Source organism: Brevibacterium casei CIP 102111 (assembly GCF_900169275.1).
In the GTDB taxonomy this organism is placed as follows: Bacteria; Actinomycetota; Actinomycetes; order Actinomycetales; family Brevibacteriaceae; genus Brevibacterium; species Brevibacterium casei.
Genome location: NZ_FXZC01000002.1, coordinates 661,268 through 679,333, shown reverse-complemented (window position 1 = coordinate 679,333; position 18,066 = coordinate 661,268). Strand labels below are relative to the sequence as shown.

Below are 18,066 nucleotides of genomic sequence, written 5' to 3'. Positions count from 1 at the left end.
CGACAGTTCGGAGTGATATGTCGAGTGACACCTCGACCGTGGAGGCGCCTGTGCGCCGACGCGATCTACGCAAGCAGCACGCCTCCTCGAGCGTTCCCTCTCTCCTCTCCCGGCGCACCGCCGACACGACCCCGCAGACGCGGGAATCCGCATCTCAGCCTCAGTCCCAGCCCCTCTCGCCCCGGCGAGCGGCGATGGCCGCTGAGGCTGCGGCGCAGGCGGGTTCGCCCAGGCGTGCGGCCCTGGCCGCCGAACGCGCCTCGGGAAGCGTCGCCGCCTTCGCGGGCAACCGCGGCTCCGACGGCTCCCTGCTCCGCTCCGTCCGCCGCAAGCGGGTGACCACCGCCTCGGCGCTGGCGACCGTCTCGGTCACCGGCACCGCTATCGCGGCCGTGATGATCGCCGGCAACATGGGCGGCCAGGAGGTCAAGGTCGATGAGACCGCGGCCGCGGCCCCGGCGCGTGCGATCAACGCGGAATCGGTCTCCGCGGACATTCCCGCGACCGACGAGAAGACGAGCATCGAGATCGGCGCTCCCAGCGCCAAGCAGAACAAGGCCGAGGCCGCGTCCCGTGCGATCGAGAAGTCGGTCCTGCCCGGCTGCTCCGGTGAGGCTCCGAAGGGCTCACCCTCGAACGGCGAGCTGCCCGACGAATGGCTGTGCGGCATCGGCGTCGGCGACCACAGGCTGCGCTCGGACGCCGCTGTCGCCTTCGCCGAGATGAACGCCGCGTTCAAGAAGGACACCGGCAAGGACCTCGGCATCACGGACTCGTACCGTGACATGGCCGGGCAGATCTCGGTCGCGGCCCGCAAGCCGGGTTTCGCCGCCCGCCCGGGCACCTCCAACCACGGCTGGGGTCTCGCGCTCGACCTCGACACCTCGAACTACGACTGGCTCGCCGCCAACGCCGGCAAGTACGGCTGGGAGAACCCGGACTGGGCCAAGGCCAACTCGTACGAGCTGTGGCACTGGGAGTACGTGCCCGGCCGCAAAGGCATGAAGGGCTCCTGAGTCCCGCCCCGCTGCGCCGTCCGACACGATCGGGCGGCGTTTTGGGTTCGGATCCCAGTCGGTGATAGCATGACATGCGTTGCCCGCGTAGCTCAGCGGATAGAGCGTCTGCCTCCGGAGCAGAAGGTCGTAGGTTCGAATCCTGTCGCGGGCACAGTGATCCGCCCATCTCCCACGTCGAGATGGGCGGTTCGTCTATCCCGCGCCGACCGCGATCACGAGGACAGTGATGTCGACTCCTTCCCCCGCGCCGAGCAGCTCTGACGAGGCGGTGCTGCGCGCCCGTCACCTGCGCAAGAGCTTCGGCCGCGACGAGACCGCGGTGACTGCGCTCGACGACATCAGCGTCGACTTCGACTCCGGGCGCTTCACCGCCATCATGGGCCCCTCCGGGTCGGGCAAGTCGACGTTCATGCATGTGCTCGCCGGCCTCGACCGCGTCGACTCGGGGGAGATCCTCATGCGCGGCGAGGACATCACCGGACTCGACGACCGGCAGCTGACCCAGCTGCGCCGCGACCGCGTCGGCTTCATCTTCCAGGCCTTCAACCTCGTCCCCACCCTCGATGCCGACCAGAACATCGATCTGCCGGTCTCGCTCGCCCGCGGCTCCGTCGACGAGGCGTGGAAGGCGGAGATCGTCGAGCGCCTCGGCATCGGCGACCGACTCCGGCACCGCCCCCACGAGCTCTCCGGCGGCCAGCAGCAGCGCGTCGCCGTCGCCCGTGCCCTGCTGACGAAGCCCGATGTCGTCTTCGCCGACGAGCCGACGGGCAACCTCGACTCCCTCTCCGGCGCCGAGGTGCTCGACCTCCTCCATGCCGCCGCTGCCCAATACGGTCAGACGATCATCATGGTCACCCACGACCCCGTCGCCGCCGCCCACGCCGATCGGGTGGTGCTGCTCAAGGACGGTCGTGTGGGCGGTGAGATCGCCGACCCGACGACGGAGACAGTCGTCACCGCCCTGAGCGAGCTGAGCGCGCGATGATCTCCGTGGCCTTCGCCCAGATCCGCGCCCATTGGGCGCGGTTCGCAGCGATCGGTCTCGGCATCGCGCTCGCTGCGGGATTCGTCTCGGCCACCCTCATCATCAACACCTCGCTGCAGGAGAGCCTGCGGGAGGGGATCGGACAGTCGTTCTCCCGGGCCGGAGTCGTCGTCATGCCCGTCACCGGAGCCGCGATCGACCCGCCTGAGGTCGCCGCGGTGACGGAGTCGCTGGCGGGGGTGCCCGGGGTGAGTGCGGTCGAGGTCACCGCCAGCGCCGTCGCCTCGGCGCGCGGCGGCGGAATCGCCGACACCGACTTCGCCGTCACCCCCGCGCCGGGAGATCCCCGACTCGACACGTTCTCCGTCGTCGAGGGATCCCGTCCGCAGGAGCCCACGGACGTCGTCGTCGACACGGCGACGGCTGCCGACCTCGGCGTCGGTGTCGGAGACACCCTGCGGTTCACCACGGCGACCGCCCGGATCGACACCGACACCGATTCGATGCCCGTCTACCGCGGACCGCGGCACTCGGCCACGGACTTCACCGTCGTCGGCATCGCGGAGATGGGCGACGACCCCACCTTCGTCGGCATGCCCCGGGCCCTGACGACGGGGGCGAGCTACCGCGAGCACTTCGCCCGCTCCGGTGACGTCGCCGCCATCCAGCTCGGTCTGTCCTCCGATGCCGACCCGGAAACGGTGCGCTCTGCGATCGAGACCCGCATCGCCGATTCCGTCCTCCGCGACAGGATGGAGACGATGACCGTCGACGAGGCGGTCGACCGCCGGGTCGCGGAGTTCTCCGAGGGCAGCGACTTCATCGCATGGATGCTGCTCGGCTGTGCGGGCATCTCCGTCCTCGTCGCCGTCCTCGTCGTCTCGAACACGTTCTCGGTCATCGTCGCCGGTCGTCGCCGCGAACTCGCCCTGCTCCGCTGCATCGGCGCCTCCCGCCGACAGCTCTACGGCTCGGTCCTCGTCGAAGGCGTGTTCGTCGGACTCCTCGGCTCGCTCCTCGGGGTCATCGCCGGGATCGGGGTGAGCGCCCTGCTCGTTGCCGTCGCCACCCGGGTCTGGAAGGACGAGTTCGCCTACGTCTCGCTCACGGTGCCGGCCTGGACGCTGCTGGCCGGCGTCGTCGTCGGCGTCCTCCTCACCGTGGCGGCGACGATCCGGCCGGCACGCAGCGCGATCGCGGTGACCCCGCTCGAGGCGCTGCAGCCCTTCGACGTCCCCAGCGCTCCGACCTCGCAGTCGCGGGCGCGTGTCCTCTCCGGGTGGGGGAGCATCGTCATCGGCACCCTCGCCGTCGTCCTCGCTCTCGTCTTCGCCGTCGACTCGCCCGTCTGGATCCTCGTCGGCGCCCTCGGCGGCATCCTCGTCGTCGTCGGACTCGTCCTCGGCTCAGGCCAGATCATCCCGCCCGTGGTCTCGTGGATCGGCGACCTCGTCGTCACCCCGTGGGGTCTGCCGGGCCAACTGGCCACGCTCAACACGCTGCGCAACCGCCGCCGCACCGGGTCGACAGCCGCGGCGCTGGTCATCGGCGTCACGCTCGTCTCCACTCTCGTCGTCGGCGGCATGTCGACGAAGGCGACGTTCGGGGCGGGCCTCGAACAGCACTTCCCCGTCGACGTCGCCGTCAACCTCGGCACCGCCGCCGATCAGGACGTCATCGAGGAGATCCGCGACATCGACGGCGTCGCCACGGCGGTGCTCGCGTACCACGGGTCCGTCGTCGACGACGATGCCGAGCTCTACATCGTCGATCCGAGCTCGCTCTCGGCCCTCCTCGGCGAGTCGGCGCCCCCGGTGGTCGCCGGGCGGGTGACGGTGCCTGAGAACTACCCGGGGCAGTCGGTGCAGGTGCAGGGGCTGACGACGGCGACGCTGCCGGTCGAGAAGTCGGGGGAGTCGAGCCGGGCCTACTTCACGACCGCTGACGTCGGCAACAGGATCGGCATCTCCGCGGCGTCGACGGCTGTGCTCATCACCCTGGCCCCCGACCAGAGCGGCTCCGACGTCCTGCGCATCCGGCAGCAGGTCGCCGAGGCACTCGACGTCGCCACCGACGAGGTCATCGGTTCGGCGGTCGAACGCGGGCTCTTCGCCCAGGTCATCGACGTGCTCCTCCTCACGGCCGTCGGCGTCCTCCTCATCGCCGTCCTCATCGCCCTCATCGGGGTCTCGAACACGATCAGCCTCTCGGTCATCGAACGCCGACGGGAGAACTCGCTGCTGCGCGCCCTCGGCCTCAGCCTCGCGCAGCTGCGCGCTCTGCTCGCCTTCGAAGCGGTCCTCATCTCCGTCGTCGCCGCGCTCATCGGGCTCGGCCTCGGCGGGGCCCTGGGCATCGTCGCGACCCGACTCATCACCGTCGACTTCTCATCGGCATTCGTCGTCGACTGGTCGATCCCCGCCTCGCTCGGCATCCTCGCCGTCGCCGTCATCGCCGGGATCCTCTCGGCGCTGGCCCCGGCCGGTCGCGCCGCACGGCTGTCCCCGGTCGAAGGGCTCAAGCAGGAGACCTGACCCTGCCGGTAGCCGGGCACGGCCTCAGTGGTAGAAAGGCACACATGAGACCAGCGTGGACGTCGGGGATCATCCTCACCGGTATCGTCGTCGCCGCATTCAACCTTCGGCCCGGTGTCACCGGACTGTCCCCGCTGCTCGAGACGATGGGCGGCGAGATCCGCCTCGGCGGGACGTTCCTCGCCGTCATCGGCATGCTCCCGCCGCTGCTCTACGGGCTCTGCGGGTTCCTCGCCCCGCGCCTCATCACCCGCTTCTCCGCGATGACGATGACCGTGGCGGCGATGGCCATGATCACCCTCGGACTCGGGGTCCGCGCCCTCGTCTCCGACCCCGGCCTCTTCCTCGCCCTCAGCGTCCTCGCGCTGGCGGGCATGGGGCTGGGCAACGTCGTCGTGCCCCCGATCGTCAAGGCGTACTTCCCGGACCGGGTCGCGTTCGTCTCCACCGTCCACGTCGGTCTCCTCCAGCTCGGGACCTTCGTGCCCCCGCTCGTCGCCGTCCCGCTCGCCCGCGAACTCGGCTGGCGCGGCTCGCTGCTCGTCTGGGTCGCCTGCGCCGGCCTCGCAGTCGCCGTGTGGGGTGTCATCGCCGCGTGCCGTCCCGCCCCGCAGACCGAGGTGAGAGCCGCATCCGTGGGCGGCCGGGAGCTGCGCCGGCTGCTCTCGACCCCGCGGGCCTGGGCGCTGATGACGATGACGGGCATGACCTCGTTCAACAACTTCATCCTCTTCACGTGGCTGCCTCCGCTGCTCACCCGCGCAGGCTTCGACTCCGCGTTCGCCGGAGCCATGCTCGCCCTCGTCACCGCGATCCCGCTCGTCCTCGGCTTCGTCCTCCCGGCAATGGCCGCCAGGCTGCGCTCCTCGGCCGCGATAGTCGTCGCCTTCTGCCTCAGCCTCGCCGCAGGCTACCTCGGCCTCTGGCTCGCCCCGCAGGCGGCCCCGGTGCTGTGGACCGTGCTGCTCGGCATCGGCATCTCCACGTTCCCGCTCGCGCTCACCCTCATCACCCTGCGCTCGCGCGGCCCCGAGGCTTCGGCGGCGCTGTCCGGATTCGTCCAGGGCGGCGGCTACCTGCTCGCCGCGACGGGTCCCCTGCTCTTCGGCCTCCTGGTGGGAGCCGGAGGGAGTCTGTGGCCCGCCTTCGTCCTCGTCCTCGCCTCCGTCGGGATCAAACTCGCCGTCACCGTCCCCGCCACCCGGGCCGGCCATATCTGAGCCGGGCGATTCGGTGCGCGGATCGCGTGCCGAGTACGCTTGACGAGTGACCCCGGAACAGCTGCGCACCGTCCTCGCCGAGGCGGCGGCCGACGCCGCCCGGACTGCGCATCCGGCCGATGGTGCGGTGCTGCGTCGTGCCGACGGCAGAACCCCCGGTCACTGGCATTCGAACCTCGCCCTGCGCACCGCGGCTCGCCTCGACGGAGCCGACGCCCATGACGTCGCCGAGCAGTTCGCCGAGGCGCTTCGCCGCCATCCCGACATCGCGGCGGTGACCGTGTCGGGTCCGGGCTTCCTCGGCATCGAGGTGACCGCGGCGAGCCTCCTCGCCGCCGTCTGCGCGATCATCGCCGAGCAGATCGCTGATGCGGAACCGGGCGCTGACGCAGTCCCCGCCGCTGACGCACACACATCCGCCGACGACGGGGATCCGGCACCCGAGGTCCCCGACGGTCCGGCCCGCGCCCTCGACGACGATCCCGTCCACCTCATCCGCCGCAGCCACGCCCACGGCCGCCGACTGCTCCGCAATGCAGCCGCCGCCGGAGTCCCCGGCGGATGCCCGCGCACCGCCGCCAGGGGCGACGTCCGAGTGGGGGAGGCCCGACCGGACTCAGCCGAGATCGTCGGCGCCGAGACCCTCGACACCGGCGAGCGGAGCCTGCTCGTCCACGTCACCGAGGCGGCAGACACCCTCGCGCGCACGCGGGACCCGGCGGCGCTGACCGCAACGCTCGCCGACCTCGCCCACGCCTACCTCGACTGGGCGGCGAGTCACACGCTCGTCCCCACTCTCGACGCCGACATCACCGCCGTCCACGCCGCCCGGGCCGTGCTCGTCGATGCTGTGACCACCGTCCTCGCCCGAGGACTGAGACTGCTGGGCGTGCGCGCCCCGGAGAGGATGTAGATGCCCGCTCACATCGCAGGCCCCCTGCACGCGACGCCCGCCCCCGTGTGGCTGCCCTATCCCGACGACGTCAACGCCGTCATGCCGAGCCTGTGGTCGGACAACGTCGCCAAGGACTCAGACGGCGTCCTCACCGTCGCCGGTCACCCCGTGACCGACCTCGCCGAACGCTTCGGCACGCCGACATTCGTCTTCGACGTCGACGACTTCGTCTCCCGCGCAGAGCTCTTCCGTCAGGCGTACTCGGCCGCATTCGCCCCGGAGCACGGGCTCGCCGGCGCCGACGTCTTCTACGCGGGCAAGGCGTTCCTCTGCACGGCGGTGGCCCGGTGGGTGCACGAGGCCGGACTGGGACTCGACACGTGCTCGCTCGGAGAGATGATGATCGCCCGCGCCGCCGGAGTCCCCGGGGCGAGCGTGGGCCTGCACGGGAACAACAAGTCCGTCGCCGAACTCGAGTACGCCCTCGACTACGGGGTGGGACGGATCATCGTCGACAGCCTCGACGAGATCGACCGTCTCGAGACCATCGCCGCGGCCAAGGGCGTCGTCGCGCCGGTGATGCTGCGCGTCACCGTCGGCGTCGAAGCCCATACCCACGACTTCATCGCCACCGCCCACGAGGACCAGAAGTTCGGCCTCTCCGTGTCCGCGGGCAAGGCGAGCGCCGCCGCCGCGCGCGTCGTCGACTCCGCCCACCTCCGCCTCGACGGGCTCCACTCGCACATCGGCTCCCAGATCTTCGACATCTCCGGCTTCCAGGTCGCCGCCGCCCGCGTGCTTGCCCTGCGCGCCGAGATCATGGCCACCCACGGCGTCGACCTCCCCGAGGTCGACCTCGGCGGCGGCTTCGGGATCCGCTACACCTCGCAGGACACGCCGATCCCCGTCGCTGAGATGGCCTCCGAACTCGCCGCCGTCGTCGCCAAGGAGTGCCGCGGACTGGGCACGAACGTCCCGCGGATCTCGATCGAGCCGGGCCGGGCGATCGTCTCGCCCGCGGTGTTCACGCTCTACCGCGTCGGCACCGTCAAGGAGGTCGTCACCGACGAAGGTGTGCGCACCTACGTCGCCGTCGACGGCGGGATGAGCGACAACATTCGGACAGCTCTCTACGACGCCGACTATTCGTGTACCTTGGCAAATCGGAACTCGCCCGCCGCTCCCGTCGTCGTCCGCGTCGTCGGCATGCACTGCGAGTCCGGCGACGTCATCGTCCGTGACGAGTACATGGGCGGTGACGTGGCACCCGGCGACCTCGTCGCCGTTCCCGGCACCGGCGCCTACTGTCGGTCACTGTCGAGCAATTACAATCATGTCACTCGGCCGGGGGTGCTCGCCGTGACACGGGATAGGGTGGAGTGGATCGTCACCCCGGAGACGTACTCGCAGCTCTTCGCGAGCGACCCGGGGATGGCGGACCCGACCACCGACGGGAAGAATCCTGATCCGGCAGAGCGCTGAGATCACCTGCGAACCACCGAGAACCACTGAGAACAGAGAGTGAGCCATGCAGCCTTTGAAAGTCGCCATGCTCGGATGCGGAGTCGTCGGCTCGGAAGTCGCCGCCCGACTCCAGTCGCGGGCTGAGGCGCTCGAGGAGCGCATCGGCGCTCCGCTCGTGCTCACCGCGGTCGTCGTCCGCGACCCGGACAAGGAGCGGCCCGGTGTCGATGCGAGCGTGCTCACCACCGACGCCGAGGCGGCGATCGACGGTGCGGACATCGTCATCGAGCTCATGGGCGGCATCGAGCCCGCGAAGACGCTCATCACCCGTGCACTCGCCCAGGGCTCGTCCGTCGTCACCGCGAACAAGGCGCTGCTCGCCGCCGCCTACGGCGAACTCATGGCCTCCGCCGACGACTCCGAGGTCCGCCTCGAGCACGAAGCGGCCGTGGCCGGAGCGATCCCGATCATCCGCCCCGTCGGCGACTCGCTCGCGGGAGACCGGATCGATCGGATCATGGGCATCGTCAACGGCACGACGAACTACATCCTCGACCAGATGGACTCGCAGGGCTGGGACTTCGACGCAGCCCTGGCCTCGGCGCAGGAGCTCGGATACGCCGAAGCCGACCCGACAGCGGACATCGGCGGTCACGATGCCGCTGCCAAGGCCGCGATCCTCTCCTCCCTCGCCTTCCACGCACCGGTGACGATCGACGACGTCCACGTCGAGGGCATCACCGGCATCACCGCGGAGATGGTCGAGACGGCGAAGGACCAGGGCTTCGTCATCAAGCTGCTCGCCGTGTGCGAACGCGTCACGGACTCACCGGCCGGTGCGGGACTCTCCGCGCGGGTCTACCCGGCGCTGCTGCCGCGCATCCACCCGCTCGCCTCCGTCCACGGAGCGTTCAACGCCGTGTTCGTCGAGGCCGAGGCCGCAGGGTCGCTGATGTTCTACGGCCAGGGGGCCGGGGGAGCCCCGACCGCCTCGGCGGTGCTCGGCGACGTCGTCTCCGTCGCCCGGCGCAAGGTGCTCGGCGGGCGCGGACAGTACGAACGCCCCTTCCACCCCGAACGCAGGGTGCTGCCGATCTCGGCCATCACCACCCGCTACCACATCACCCTCGACGTCGTCGACCGTCCCGGCGTGCTCGCCGCGGTCTCCGAGGTCTTCGCCGACGAGGGTGCGTCGATCGAGCTCATGCGCCAGACCATCGGCGAGGTCGACGATGAGGGGATCCAGCACGCGAAGCTCGTGCTGGCCACCCATGAGAACACCGACGCTGCGCTCTCACGCACGGTCGACCGCCTCGGCGACCTCGACGTGGTGCGCGCAGTCGCCTCCGTCATCCGGGCGGAGGGCCAGTGAGCGAGACGAAGGACCAGACCCCTGTGACGAACAGCCAGTACCCCCGCCACCAGTGGCAGGGCGTCATCGACGAATACCGCAGCCTGCTCGACATCGCCGCCGACATCCCGTCTGTCACCCTCGGAGAGGGCGGAACTCCGCTCATCCGCGCGCAGAAGCTCAGTGCGATGACCGGCGCCGAGGTGTGGGTCAAGTACGAAGGCCTCAACCCGACCGGATCGTTCAAGGACCGCGGGATGACGATGGCGATCACGAAGGCGAAGGCGCACGGGGCGAAGGCCGTGATCTGCGCATCGACGGGCAACACCTCCGCCTCGGCGGCCGCGTACGCGACGAAGGCGGGCCTCACGTGCGCCGTGCTCGTGCCCGCGGGCAGGATCGCGCCGGGGAAGATGAGCCAGGCCGTCGCCCACGGGGCGACGCTGCTCGAGGTCGACGGGAACTTCGACGACTGCCTCACCCTGTGCCGGAAGCTCTCCGAGTCCTACCCCGTCCACCTCGTCAACTCCGTCAACCCCGACCGCATCGAGGGCCAGAAGACGGCGTCCTTCGAGGTCGTCGACGTCCTCGGCGACGCCCCCGACATCCACGTCCTGCCCGTCGGCAACGCCGGCAACATCACCGCGTACTGGAAGGGCTACCACCAGTACCACGGGATCGGCGTCTCGACGCGCCTGCCGCAGATGTGGGGCTTCCAGGCCGCCGGAGCGGCCCCGCTCGTCCTCGGCCACCCCGTGACCGATCCGGACACGATCGCCACGGCGATCCGCATCGGCAACCCCGCCAGCTGGGATCGGGCGATCGAGGCCCGCGACGCCTCGGGCGGACTCATCGACTCGGTCACCGACGAGGAGATCCTCGCCGCGCACAAGGTCCTCTCGCGTGAGGAGGGGATCTTCGTCGAACCCGGGTCGGCCGCCTCGGTGGCGGGTCTGCTCAAGATGTCGGAGGCGGGCGGGGTCCCGGCCGGCGCACGGATCGCCGTCACCGTCACCGGCCACGGTCTCAAGGACCCGAGCTGGGCGCTGCACACCGCTGACGGGTCGGAGATCGAACCGGTGCGCGTGCCGGTCGACGCCGTCAGCGCCGCCCGCGCACTCGGGCTTGAGGACGAGTGATCCGGCGTCTGCGGATCGAGGTGCCGGCGACCTCGGCGAACCTCGGCCCCGGCTACGACTCGTTCGGCCTCGCCCTCGGCCTCGTCGACACCCTCGAACTCACCGTCCACGACGCCCCGGTCGATCCGACCGCCGTCGTCACGATCACCGGGGAGAGCGCCGCCGAGCTGCCCCGGGACGGTTCCCATCTCATCGTCTCAGTCCTCCGCGAGGTGCTCGCCGAGATCGCCCCGGACGCCCACGCGGAGCTGCTGCCGAGGATCACGCTCGAATGCACCAACCGGATTCCGCATTCTAGGGGACTGGGGTCCTCGGCAGCGGCCGTGGTCGCGGGCATCGCCCTGGCCGGCAGGCTCGCCGAGGCGGCCGGAGGGCGGGGGCTGACCCCGGAGGAGATCCTCGAGCGCGCCGCCGTGATCGAGGGGCATCCCGACAACGCGGCGCCGGCGATCTTCGGGGGACTGACGATCTCCCTCTCGGATCCCGCGCGGGCATGGAACGTCCCCGTGCGCACGCTGTCTGCGGTCACAGTTCTCGTGCCCGAGGAGCGGCTGGACACGCTCACCGCCCGCGGCGCCATCCCCGCGGTCGTCGACCATGCCGTCGCCGCGGAGAACGCTGCGCGCACGGGCCTGTTCGTCCATGCGCTCACCGAGGACCGGGACGCCCTGTTCGACGCGACCGTCGATCGCCTCCACCAGGAGGCCCGCCGATCGGCCTACCCGGGCTCGATGGACCTCGTCGACGCCCTGCGCTCCCGCGGGATCCCCGCGGTGATCTCCGGAGCCGGGCCGACCGTGCTCGCGCTCACCGAATCCGTTCCCGCCGAGGCGGTCCCGCCCGGCGTGCGCATCCTCACCGTCGACATCGATGAGGAGGGCTGCCGCATCGCCGACGTCGTGTGAGACACGACACAGAACTCGCGTGAGACGGGATTCGCAAGATCGGCTCGCTGCGGGTAGACTGAACGGTGTTCCTCCGATGAGCGGACTTCCGCGGCAGTCGCCGCGGACTCCACATCGATTCTTCTGGAACATCTCCTGCTCAGTCTTTAGCAGGACGACTTTCACAATGCACCGTCAAGGGTGTTTCCGTCGCCGTGGGACTACGGCTCTTGCCGCACGGCCGAATGAGGGAGAAGGACCTTCGTGTCTGAAACCACAACCCCGGATTCCACACCGCGCACCGGCAGTCTGACCGCTCTGCGCCTTCCCCAGCTGCAGGAGATGGCAGCCGGAATGGGAATCAAAGGATACCGTCGACTTCGCAAGGGCGAACTCATCGACGCCATCAACAACCAGGGCGGCTCGAACGCGCCCGCCGCCGACTCGGCTCCGGCCGAGACCACCGAGGACGCCAAGCGCTCCCGCCGTCCCGCGCGCCGCAGCGCCGCCTCCGCCTCTCGCGCGGATCAGCAGACCGAGGACGCGCAGTCCGCCGAGGCGACCGCCCCCGAGGCCCGCACCGAGACCGAGACCCAGGCGCCCGAGGGCGACGAGCAGGGTCAGGACCGCCAGCGCAGCCGCCGGAGCCGTTCGCGCTCCCGCGGCGGTGACGCCGAGGCCGAGACGCAGTCCGCCGAGGCGCGTGACGATTCCGCTGAGCGCGGAAACCGTCGAGGCCGCCGCGGTGACGACGACCGCCGCGGCGACGACCGCAAGGGCGACCGCGACAACGACCGCCGGGACAACGACCGCCGGGGCGAGGACCGCAAGGGCGACCGTGACAACGACCGCAAGGGCGAGCGGGGCGGCAATGACCGTCGCGGCCGTCAGGGCGAGGGCGATGACCGCGGCGACGACCGCGGCAATCGCAACGACCGTCGTGACAACGACCGGCGCGACAACGACCGTCGCAACCGCGACGATGACGAGCGCGGCGGCCGCCGCGGTCGCGGACGGGATCGCAAGCGCCGCGGACGCGGCGGCGATGAGCCGGAGATCCGCAGCGACGACGTCCTCATCCCCGTCGGCGGCATCCTCGACGTCCACGACAACTACGCCTTCCTCCGCACCTCGGGCTACCTGCCCGGGCCCAACGACGTCTACGTCTCGGCCTCGATGGTGCGCAAGAACGGTCTGCGCAAGGGCGACGCCGTCGCCGGCGCGATCCGTCAGCCGCGGGAGAACGAGCGCGGGGGCAAGCGTGAGAAGTTCGACGCCCTCGTCCGCCTCGACTCGGTCAACGGACTGAGCGTCGACGATGCGAAGGGCCGCGTCGAGTTCTCGAAGCTCACGCCCCTCTACCCGCAGGAGCGTCTGCGCCTCGAGACCACCTCGAAGCTCCAGTCGACGCGCCTCATCGATCTCGTCACGCCGATCGGCAAGGGCCAGCGCGGCCTCATCGTCGCCCCGCCCAAGGCCGGCAAGACGACGATCATGCAGCAGGTCGCCAACGCGATCACGGAGAACAATCCGGAAGTCCACCTCATGGTCGTCCTCGTCGACGAACGCCCCGAAGAGGTCACGGACATGCAGCGCGCCGTCAAGGGCGAGGTCATCGCCTCGACCTTCGACCGTCCCGCCGACGACCACACGACGATCGCCGAACTCGCCATCGAGCGCGCCAAGCGCCTCGTCGAGATGGGCTCCGACGTCGTCGTCCTCCTCGACAACATCACGCGCCTGGGCCGGGCGTACAACATCGCGCAGCCGGCCTCGGGCCGCATCCTCTCCGGTGGTGTCGACGCGAACGCGCTCTACCCGCCGAAGAAGTTCTTCGGCGCCGCCCGCAACATCGAAGGCGGCGGCTCCCTGACGATCCTCGCCACCGCGCTCGTCGAGACGGGCTCGAAGATGGACGAGGTGATCTTCGAGGAGTTCAAGGGCACCGGCAATATGGAGCTGCGTCTGTCCCGCCAGCTCGCGGACAAGCGCATCTTCCCGGCCGTCGACGTCAACGCCTCGTCGACGCGTCGCGAGGAGATGCTCATGACGCCGGAGGAGACCAAGGTGATGTGGCGCCTGCGCCGCCTCCTCTCGGGTCTCGAGCAGCAGCAGGCCGTCGAACTCCTCATGTCCAAGCTCAAGGAGACCGGCTCGAACGCCGAGTTCCTCATGCAGGTGCAGAAGACGACGCCGCTGCCGAAGTCCTCGACCGACGAACACTGAGATGACTGACAGCCTCAGGGCCAGTGTGAGCATGCTCGTCGACGAGCATGCGAGGCTGTCCGAGGAGCTCTCCGACCCGGCCGTGCACGCTGATGCCGGCCGGGCCCGGAAGCTCACCCGCAGGTACTCCGAACTCGACCGCATCGTCGCCGCCGCCAAGCGCGTCGATGCCCTCGGCGACGACCTCGCCGCCGCCGAGGAGCTCAGCGCCGAGGATCCCGACCTTGCCGCCGAGGCCGAGCGCCTGCGCACCGAGCAGGCCGAGGCCGAGGCCGAACTCCGCGATCTCCTCGTTCCCCGCGACCCCGACGACGCCCGTGACGCGATCGTCGAGATCAAGGCGGGGGAGGGCGGCGACGAGTCCGCGCTCTTCGCCGGGGACCTGCTGCGGATGTACCAGCGCTGGATCGACTCCCACGGCTGGTCCTCGCAGATCCTCACCGCCACGCACTCCGACCTCGGCGGCTACAAGGACGTCACCCTCGCCGTCAAGGCCGGCGACGACGGCGCCTACGGGTGGCTGAAGTTCGAAGGCGGCGTCCACCGGGTCCAGCGCGTGCCCGTCACGGAGTCCCAGGGACGCATCCACACCTCGGCGGCGGGAGTCCTCGTCTTCCCCGAGGTCGACGAGCCCGAAGAGGTCCGCCTCGAGGAGAACGAGCTGCGCATCGACGTCTACCGGTCCTCGGGACCGGGCGGGCAGTCGGTGAACACGACCGATTCGGCCGTGCGCATCACCCACCTGCCCACGGGCATCACCGCGAGCTGCCAGAACGAGAAGTCGCAGCTGCAGAACAAGGAGGCGGCCCTGCGGATGCTGCGCGCCCGGATCCTGGCCAAGCAGGCCGAGGAGGCGGCGGCGGAGGCCGCTGACATCCGCCGTTCGCAGGTGCGCACCGTCGACCGCTCCGAGCGGATCCGGACGTACAACTTCCCGGAGAACCGCATCACCGACCACCGCACCGGCTTCAAGGCGTACAACCTCGATCAGGTCCTCGCCGGGGACCTCGACCCCGTCGTCGGCTCGAACCGCGACGCCGACCGTGCCGCACGACTCGATGCCCTGGGAGACTGAGCTGGACCCGAGCACCCGCGCGGTCGAACAGGACGTTCCCACCCTGCTCAGGGCAGGAGTGCGCGTCCTCACCGAGGCCGGCGTCCCCTCGCCGGACGCCGATGCCGCCGCGCTGCTCGCCCATGCGTGGGAGGTCGACGAGACAGACCTCTCCCGCAGGCGCCTCTTCTCAGACGCCGTGCCGGCCGAGGTCGCCGCCGGTTTCGCCCGCCTCGTCGCCGAACGCGCGCGCCGCATCCCGCTCCAGCACCTCACCGGAGTCGCCCACTTCCGCCGCCTGAGCCTGCGGGTCGGTCCCGGCGTCTTCGTCCCCCGACCGGAGACCGAACTCCTCGTCACCGAGGTCCTCGATCACCTCGCGCACGGCGACGATGGGGCACCCCCGCTCGTCGTCGACCTCTGCTCGGGCTCGGGAGCGATCGCCCTGTCCGTCGCGCTCGAACACCCCGGGGTCCGCGTCATCGGCATCGAACGTGAGGCTCCCGCGCTGTCGTGGTCGCAGTCGAATCTCGTCGATTTCGACCTCGGCGCCTCGACCGTCGACCTCCTCGCCGGGGACGCGACGACGGTGGCAGTCGATCACCCGGAACTCGCCGGCACCGTCGACGTCGTCGTGACGAACCCGCCGTATGTCCCCGACGCCGCCGTTCCCCGCGATCCCGAGGTCCGCGATCACGATCCCGCGGCCGCTCTCTACGGGGGCGCCTCGGGACTCGAGCTGCCCGCCCTCCTCATCGCGCAGGCGGTGGTGCTGCTGCGGCCGGGCGGTCTCTTCGTCATGGAGCACGCCGAGGACCAGGGGGCCGGGGTGCGCGAGATCGTCGCCGGCACGCCGGGGCTGAGCGGGGCGGCCACGTTCCCGGACTACACTGGACGCGACCGCTATACGGTGGCCCGTCGCGACTCCGCGGCGTCCCCGATGAGAAACGGAGAATGAGTGTCCCGTCGATTCGACGTCACCCAGGCCGACATCCGCGACCTCGTCCTCGACGAGTGCGCCCGCGTGGTCGAGGCGGGGAACCTCCTCGTCATCCCCACCGACACGGTCTACGGGATCGCAGCCGATGCCTTCAACGCCTCCGCCGTCGCGGCCCTGCTCGCCGCGAAGGGACGCGGACGGGACATGCCGCCTCCGGTGCTCGTGCCGAGGTCGGAGACAGTATTCGGACTCGTCGACGGCGTCGATGAGACCGTGCTCGCGCTCACCGCGCGGTTCTGGCCGGGACCGCTGACGATCATCGCCGCGGCTCAGCCCTCCCTCGACTGGGATCTCGGGGAGACCCACGGCACCGTCGCCGTGCGCATGCCCGACGACGAGCACGCCCTCGCCCTGCTCTCGCGCACCGGTCCGCTCGCGGTCTCGAGCGCGAACCTCTCCGGCAGACCCGCGGCGACGACCGCCGACGAGGCCCAGGACATGCTCGGCACCGACGTCGAGATCTACCTCGACGGGGGAGAGCGCACCTCCGGTCAGTCGTCGACGATCGTCGACCTCTCCGGGGACGTCCCCCGCATCGTCCGCCGGGGACCGATCAGCGCCGAGGAGCTGCGCGAGATCATCCCCGACCTTGCTGACCTGGACGGCTGAGTGCGCGCCTACCTCTTCATCCTCGTCGTCTCCGCACTGGTGGCGTACCTGCTCACGCCCATGGTCCGGAGAGTCGCCGAACGAGGACTGATCTTCTCGCCCCTGCGCGAACGCGACGTCCACTCCGTTCCCACGCCGAGGCTGGGCGGGGTCGCGATGTTCGGTGCTGTCGTCGTCGGCCTCGTCTTCGCCTCCCAGACTCCGTTCCTCGCCCGGATCTTCGTGGACATGGGGCCGATCATCGGCGTGGCGGGCGCCGCGGCGCTGCTGTGCATCCTCGGCGTCATCGACGACATCTGGGACCTGCACTGGATCACGAAGCTCGCCGGGCAGGCGCTGGCCGCCGGCTTCATGGCGATCAACGGCGTCGCCCTGCTCTCGATCCCCTTCGGCGGAGTGATCATCGGCTCTCCGCGGATGTCGATCATCATCACCATCCTCGTCGTCCTCGTGACGATCAACGCCGTGAACTTCGTCGACGGCCTCGACGGTCTCGCCGCGGGCGTCGTTGCGATCGGCGGCAGCGCGTTCTTCATCTACTCGTACTGGCTGGCCACCGACGCCTCGCCGGACTCGTACGCGAACCTCGCCTCGCTCATCATCGCCATCCTCGTCGGTGCGTGCCTCGGTTTCCTCCCGCACAACTTCAATCCCGCCCGCATCTTCATGGGCGATTCGGGGTCGATGCTCATCGGACTCCTGCTGGCCGCCTCGACGATCCGGGTCACCGGTCAGGTCGATCCCGCGCTCATCGGCCAGGAGCGCGTCTTCGCGACGTACCTGCCGATCATCCTTCCCGTCGCCGTGATGTTCCTGCCGCTGCTCGACCTCGGCCTCGCCGTCGTGCGCAGGCTCATGGCAGGACAGTCGCCGTTCTCCGCCGATGCCAAGCACCTCCACCACCGGATGCTCCGGCTCGGCCACTCACACGCCCGGGCCGTCCTCATCCTCTACACGTGGACGGCGCTCATCGCCTTCGGCTCGGTCATGCTCCTCCTCGTGCCGGCGCTGCTCGTCATCGCGATCATCGGCACGCTCTTCGCCATCACCCTCGTCTTCACGTTCTACCCGCTGCGGATCCGCCGCCATGCCCGAGAGGAGATCTCGTGACCGATCGACAGCCTGCAGAGGAGACCGCGGTCCAGGCCGCCTGGACCCGCGTGTGGAGGACGATGCTCATCCGCGGGGCGATCCTCGTCGCCGTCGTCGCGGCAGGCGGCATGGGCATCGGATGGCTCGTCGCCGGACCCCGCGGCTTCGCCGGAGGAGCGGTCGGCGGGGGACTGGCAGCGATCTTCATCATCGTCACCCTCGTCATCATGTACGTCGGGCGCAATATGGGCCTGACCGCGATCGCCGGCTTCCTCGGCATGGGCTTCCTCTTCAAGGCGTTCGTCTTCATGATCGTCATCTGGCGGCTCAAGGACGCGGCGTGGCTCGACGGCACGGTGGCGTTCGCGACGATCGTCGTCGCCGTCATCGGATCCTCGCTCGTCGAAGCGCTCACTGTCGTCAGAGGCCGTGTGCCCTACGTCGATCCCGAGGCGGGCACGGGCCGCTGAACACCGGCGACAGGGGGCTGCCAGGGTTCGCACAGCGCAGATCCATGGATTTGTCGGCGCTCTCTACCATTGGTAGAGTAGTTCCGGTGCTGGAGCCGTGTCGCTCCATGTCGCTCCTGAA

15 protein-coding genes and 1 tRNA gene are annotated in these 18,066 nt (G+C 70.2%); all 16 read left to right on the top strand.

All coding sequences use genetic code 11. From position 1 onward, the window contains the following. Nucleotides 1–17 precede the first annotated feature (17 nt). The 16 genes from BC102111_RS06820 (at nucleotide 18) to BC102111_RS06745 (ending at nucleotide 17,945) form a co-directional block, all read left to right on the top strand. A complete protein-coding gene (locus tag BC102111_RS06820) occupies nucleotides 18–1,016 on the top strand; it encodes a M15 family metallopeptidase (protein WP_232252579.1) in 999 nt (332 codons plus the stop codon). Nucleotides 1,017–1,097: 81 nt separating this feature from the next. After that, nucleotides 1,098–1,170 (top strand) — tRNA-Arg (locus tag BC102111_RS06815). 75 nt (nucleotides 1,171–1,245) lie between these two features. Next, on the top strand, nucleotides 1,246–2,007 hold the full coding sequence (locus BC102111_RS06810; protein ID WP_063249722.1) for an ABC transporter ATP-binding protein: 762 nt from the start codon (nucleotides 1,246–1,248) through the stop codon (nucleotides 2,005–2,007). After that, the gene (locus BC102111_RS06805) at nucleotides 2,004–4,541 is read left to right on the top strand and encodes an FtsX-like permease family protein (RefSeq protein ID WP_101623879.1); all 2,538 of its coding nucleotides are present in this window, start codon (nucleotides 2,004–2,006) and stop codon (nucleotides 4,539–4,541) included. Before BC102111_RS06810 ends, BC102111_RS06805 begins: the two co-directional genes overlap by 4 nt. 44 nt (nucleotides 4,542–4,585) lie before the next feature. After that, the gene (locus tag BC102111_RS06800; RefSeq protein WP_095375832.1) at nucleotides 4,586–5,761 is read left to right on the top strand and encodes an MFS transporter; all 1,176 of its coding nucleotides are present in this window, start codon (nucleotides 4,586–4,588) and stop codon (nucleotides 5,759–5,761) included. Nucleotides 5,762–5,807: 46 nt separating this feature from the next. After that, the gene (locus tag BC102111_RS06795) at nucleotides 5,808–6,674 is read left to right on the top strand and encodes a DALR anticodon-binding domain-containing protein (protein ID WP_101623878.1); all 867 of its coding nucleotides are present in this window, start codon (nucleotides 5,808–5,810) and stop codon (nucleotides 6,672–6,674) included. Next, entirely contained in the window at nucleotides 6,675–8,138 is a 1,464-nt protein-coding gene (lysA, locus tag BC102111_RS06790) for a diaminopimelate decarboxylase (RefSeq protein ID WP_095375834.1), read from the top strand. 46 nt (nucleotides 8,139–8,184) lie between these two features. Continuing rightward, nucleotides 8,185–9,492 carry a homoserine dehydrogenase gene (locus BC102111_RS06785; RefSeq protein WP_101623877.1) on the top strand — a complete coding sequence of 436 codons (1,308 nt, stop codon included), beginning with the start codon at nucleotides 8,185–8,187 and terminating at the stop codon, nucleotides 9,490–9,492. Then, entirely contained in the window at nucleotides 9,489–10,610 is a 1,122-nt protein-coding gene (thrC, locus tag BC102111_RS06780; protein WP_180960585.1) for a threonine synthase, read from the top strand. The genes BC102111_RS06785 and thrC overlap by 4 nt, the downstream gene beginning before the upstream one ends. Then, nucleotides 10,607–11,515 (top strand): homoserine kinase, encoded by a 909-nt coding sequence (gene thrB / locus BC102111_RS06775; RefSeq protein ID WP_101623876.1) that lies wholly within the window; start codon nucleotides 10,607–10,609, stop codon nucleotides 11,513–11,515. Before thrC ends, thrB begins: the two co-directional genes overlap by 4 nt. 243 nt (nucleotides 11,516–11,758) lie before the next feature. Continuing rightward, the gene (rho, locus tag BC102111_RS06770; RefSeq protein ID WP_101623875.1) at nucleotides 11,759–13,720 is read left to right on the top strand and encodes a transcription termination factor Rho; all 1,962 of its coding nucleotides are present in this window, start codon (nucleotides 11,759–11,761) and stop codon (nucleotides 13,718–13,720) included. A gap of 1 nt (nucleotide 13,721) precedes the next feature. Further along, a complete protein-coding gene (gene prfA, locus BC102111_RS06765; protein ID WP_063249734.1) occupies nucleotides 13,722–14,795 on the top strand; it encodes a peptide chain release factor 1 in 1,074 nt (357 codons plus the stop codon). Beyond that, on the top strand, nucleotides 14,779–15,732 hold the full coding sequence (gene prmC, locus BC102111_RS06760; RefSeq protein ID WP_101623874.1) for a peptide chain release factor N(5)-glutamine methyltransferase: 954 nt from the start codon (nucleotides 14,779–14,781) through the stop codon (nucleotides 15,730–15,732). Before prfA ends, prmC begins: the two co-directional genes overlap by 17 nt. Further along, a complete protein-coding gene (locus tag BC102111_RS06755; RefSeq protein WP_101623873.1) occupies nucleotides 15,733–16,383 on the top strand; it encodes an L-threonylcarbamoyladenylate synthase in 651 nt (216 codons plus the stop codon). It begins immediately after the preceding gene. After that, entirely contained in the window at nucleotides 16,384–17,493 is a 1,110-nt protein-coding gene (locus BC102111_RS06750) for an MraY family glycosyltransferase (protein ID WP_101623872.1), read from the top strand. It abuts the gene before it with no gap. Continuing rightward, entirely contained in the window at nucleotides 17,490–17,945 is a 456-nt protein-coding gene (locus BC102111_RS06745; protein ID WP_009375304.1) for a Cg1360 family ATP-synthase-associated protein, read from the top strand. Before BC102111_RS06750 ends, BC102111_RS06745 begins: the two co-directional genes overlap by 4 nt. Nucleotides 17,946–18,066 lie beyond the last annotated feature (121 nt).

Bases quoted from the DNA above. Each gene is read 5' to 3' on its own strand.
- BC102111_RS06820 (WP_232252579.1), top strand. From the start codon at position 18: ATGTCGAGTGACACCTCGACCGTGGAGGCGCCTGTGCGCCGACGCGAT.
- BC102111_RS06810 (WP_063249722.1), top strand. From the start codon at position 1,246: ATGTCGACTCCTTCCCCCGCGCCGAGCAGCTCTGACGAGGCGGTGCTG.
- lysA (WP_095375834.1), top strand. From the start codon at position 6,675: ATGCCCGCTCACATCGCAGGCCCCCTGCACGCGACGCCCGCCCCCGTG.
- BC102111_RS06800 (WP_095375832.1), top strand. From the start codon at position 4,586: ATGAGACCAGCGTGGACGTCGGGGATCATCCTCACCGGTATCGTCGTC.
- prmC (WP_101623874.1), top strand. From the start codon at position 14,779: ATGCCCTGGGAGACTGAGCTGGACCCGAGCACCCGCGCGGTCGAACAG.
- BC102111_RS06805 (WP_101623879.1), top strand. From the start codon at position 2,004: ATGATCTCCGTGGCCTTCGCCCAGATCCGCGCCCATTGGGCGCGGTTC.
- prfA (WP_063249734.1), top strand. From the start codon at position 13,722: ATGACTGACAGCCTCAGGGCCAGTGTGAGCATGCTCGTCGACGAGCAT.
- BC102111_RS06785 (WP_101623877.1), top strand. From the start codon at position 8,185: ATGCAGCCTTTGAAAGTCGCCATGCTCGGATGCGGAGTCGTCGGCTCG.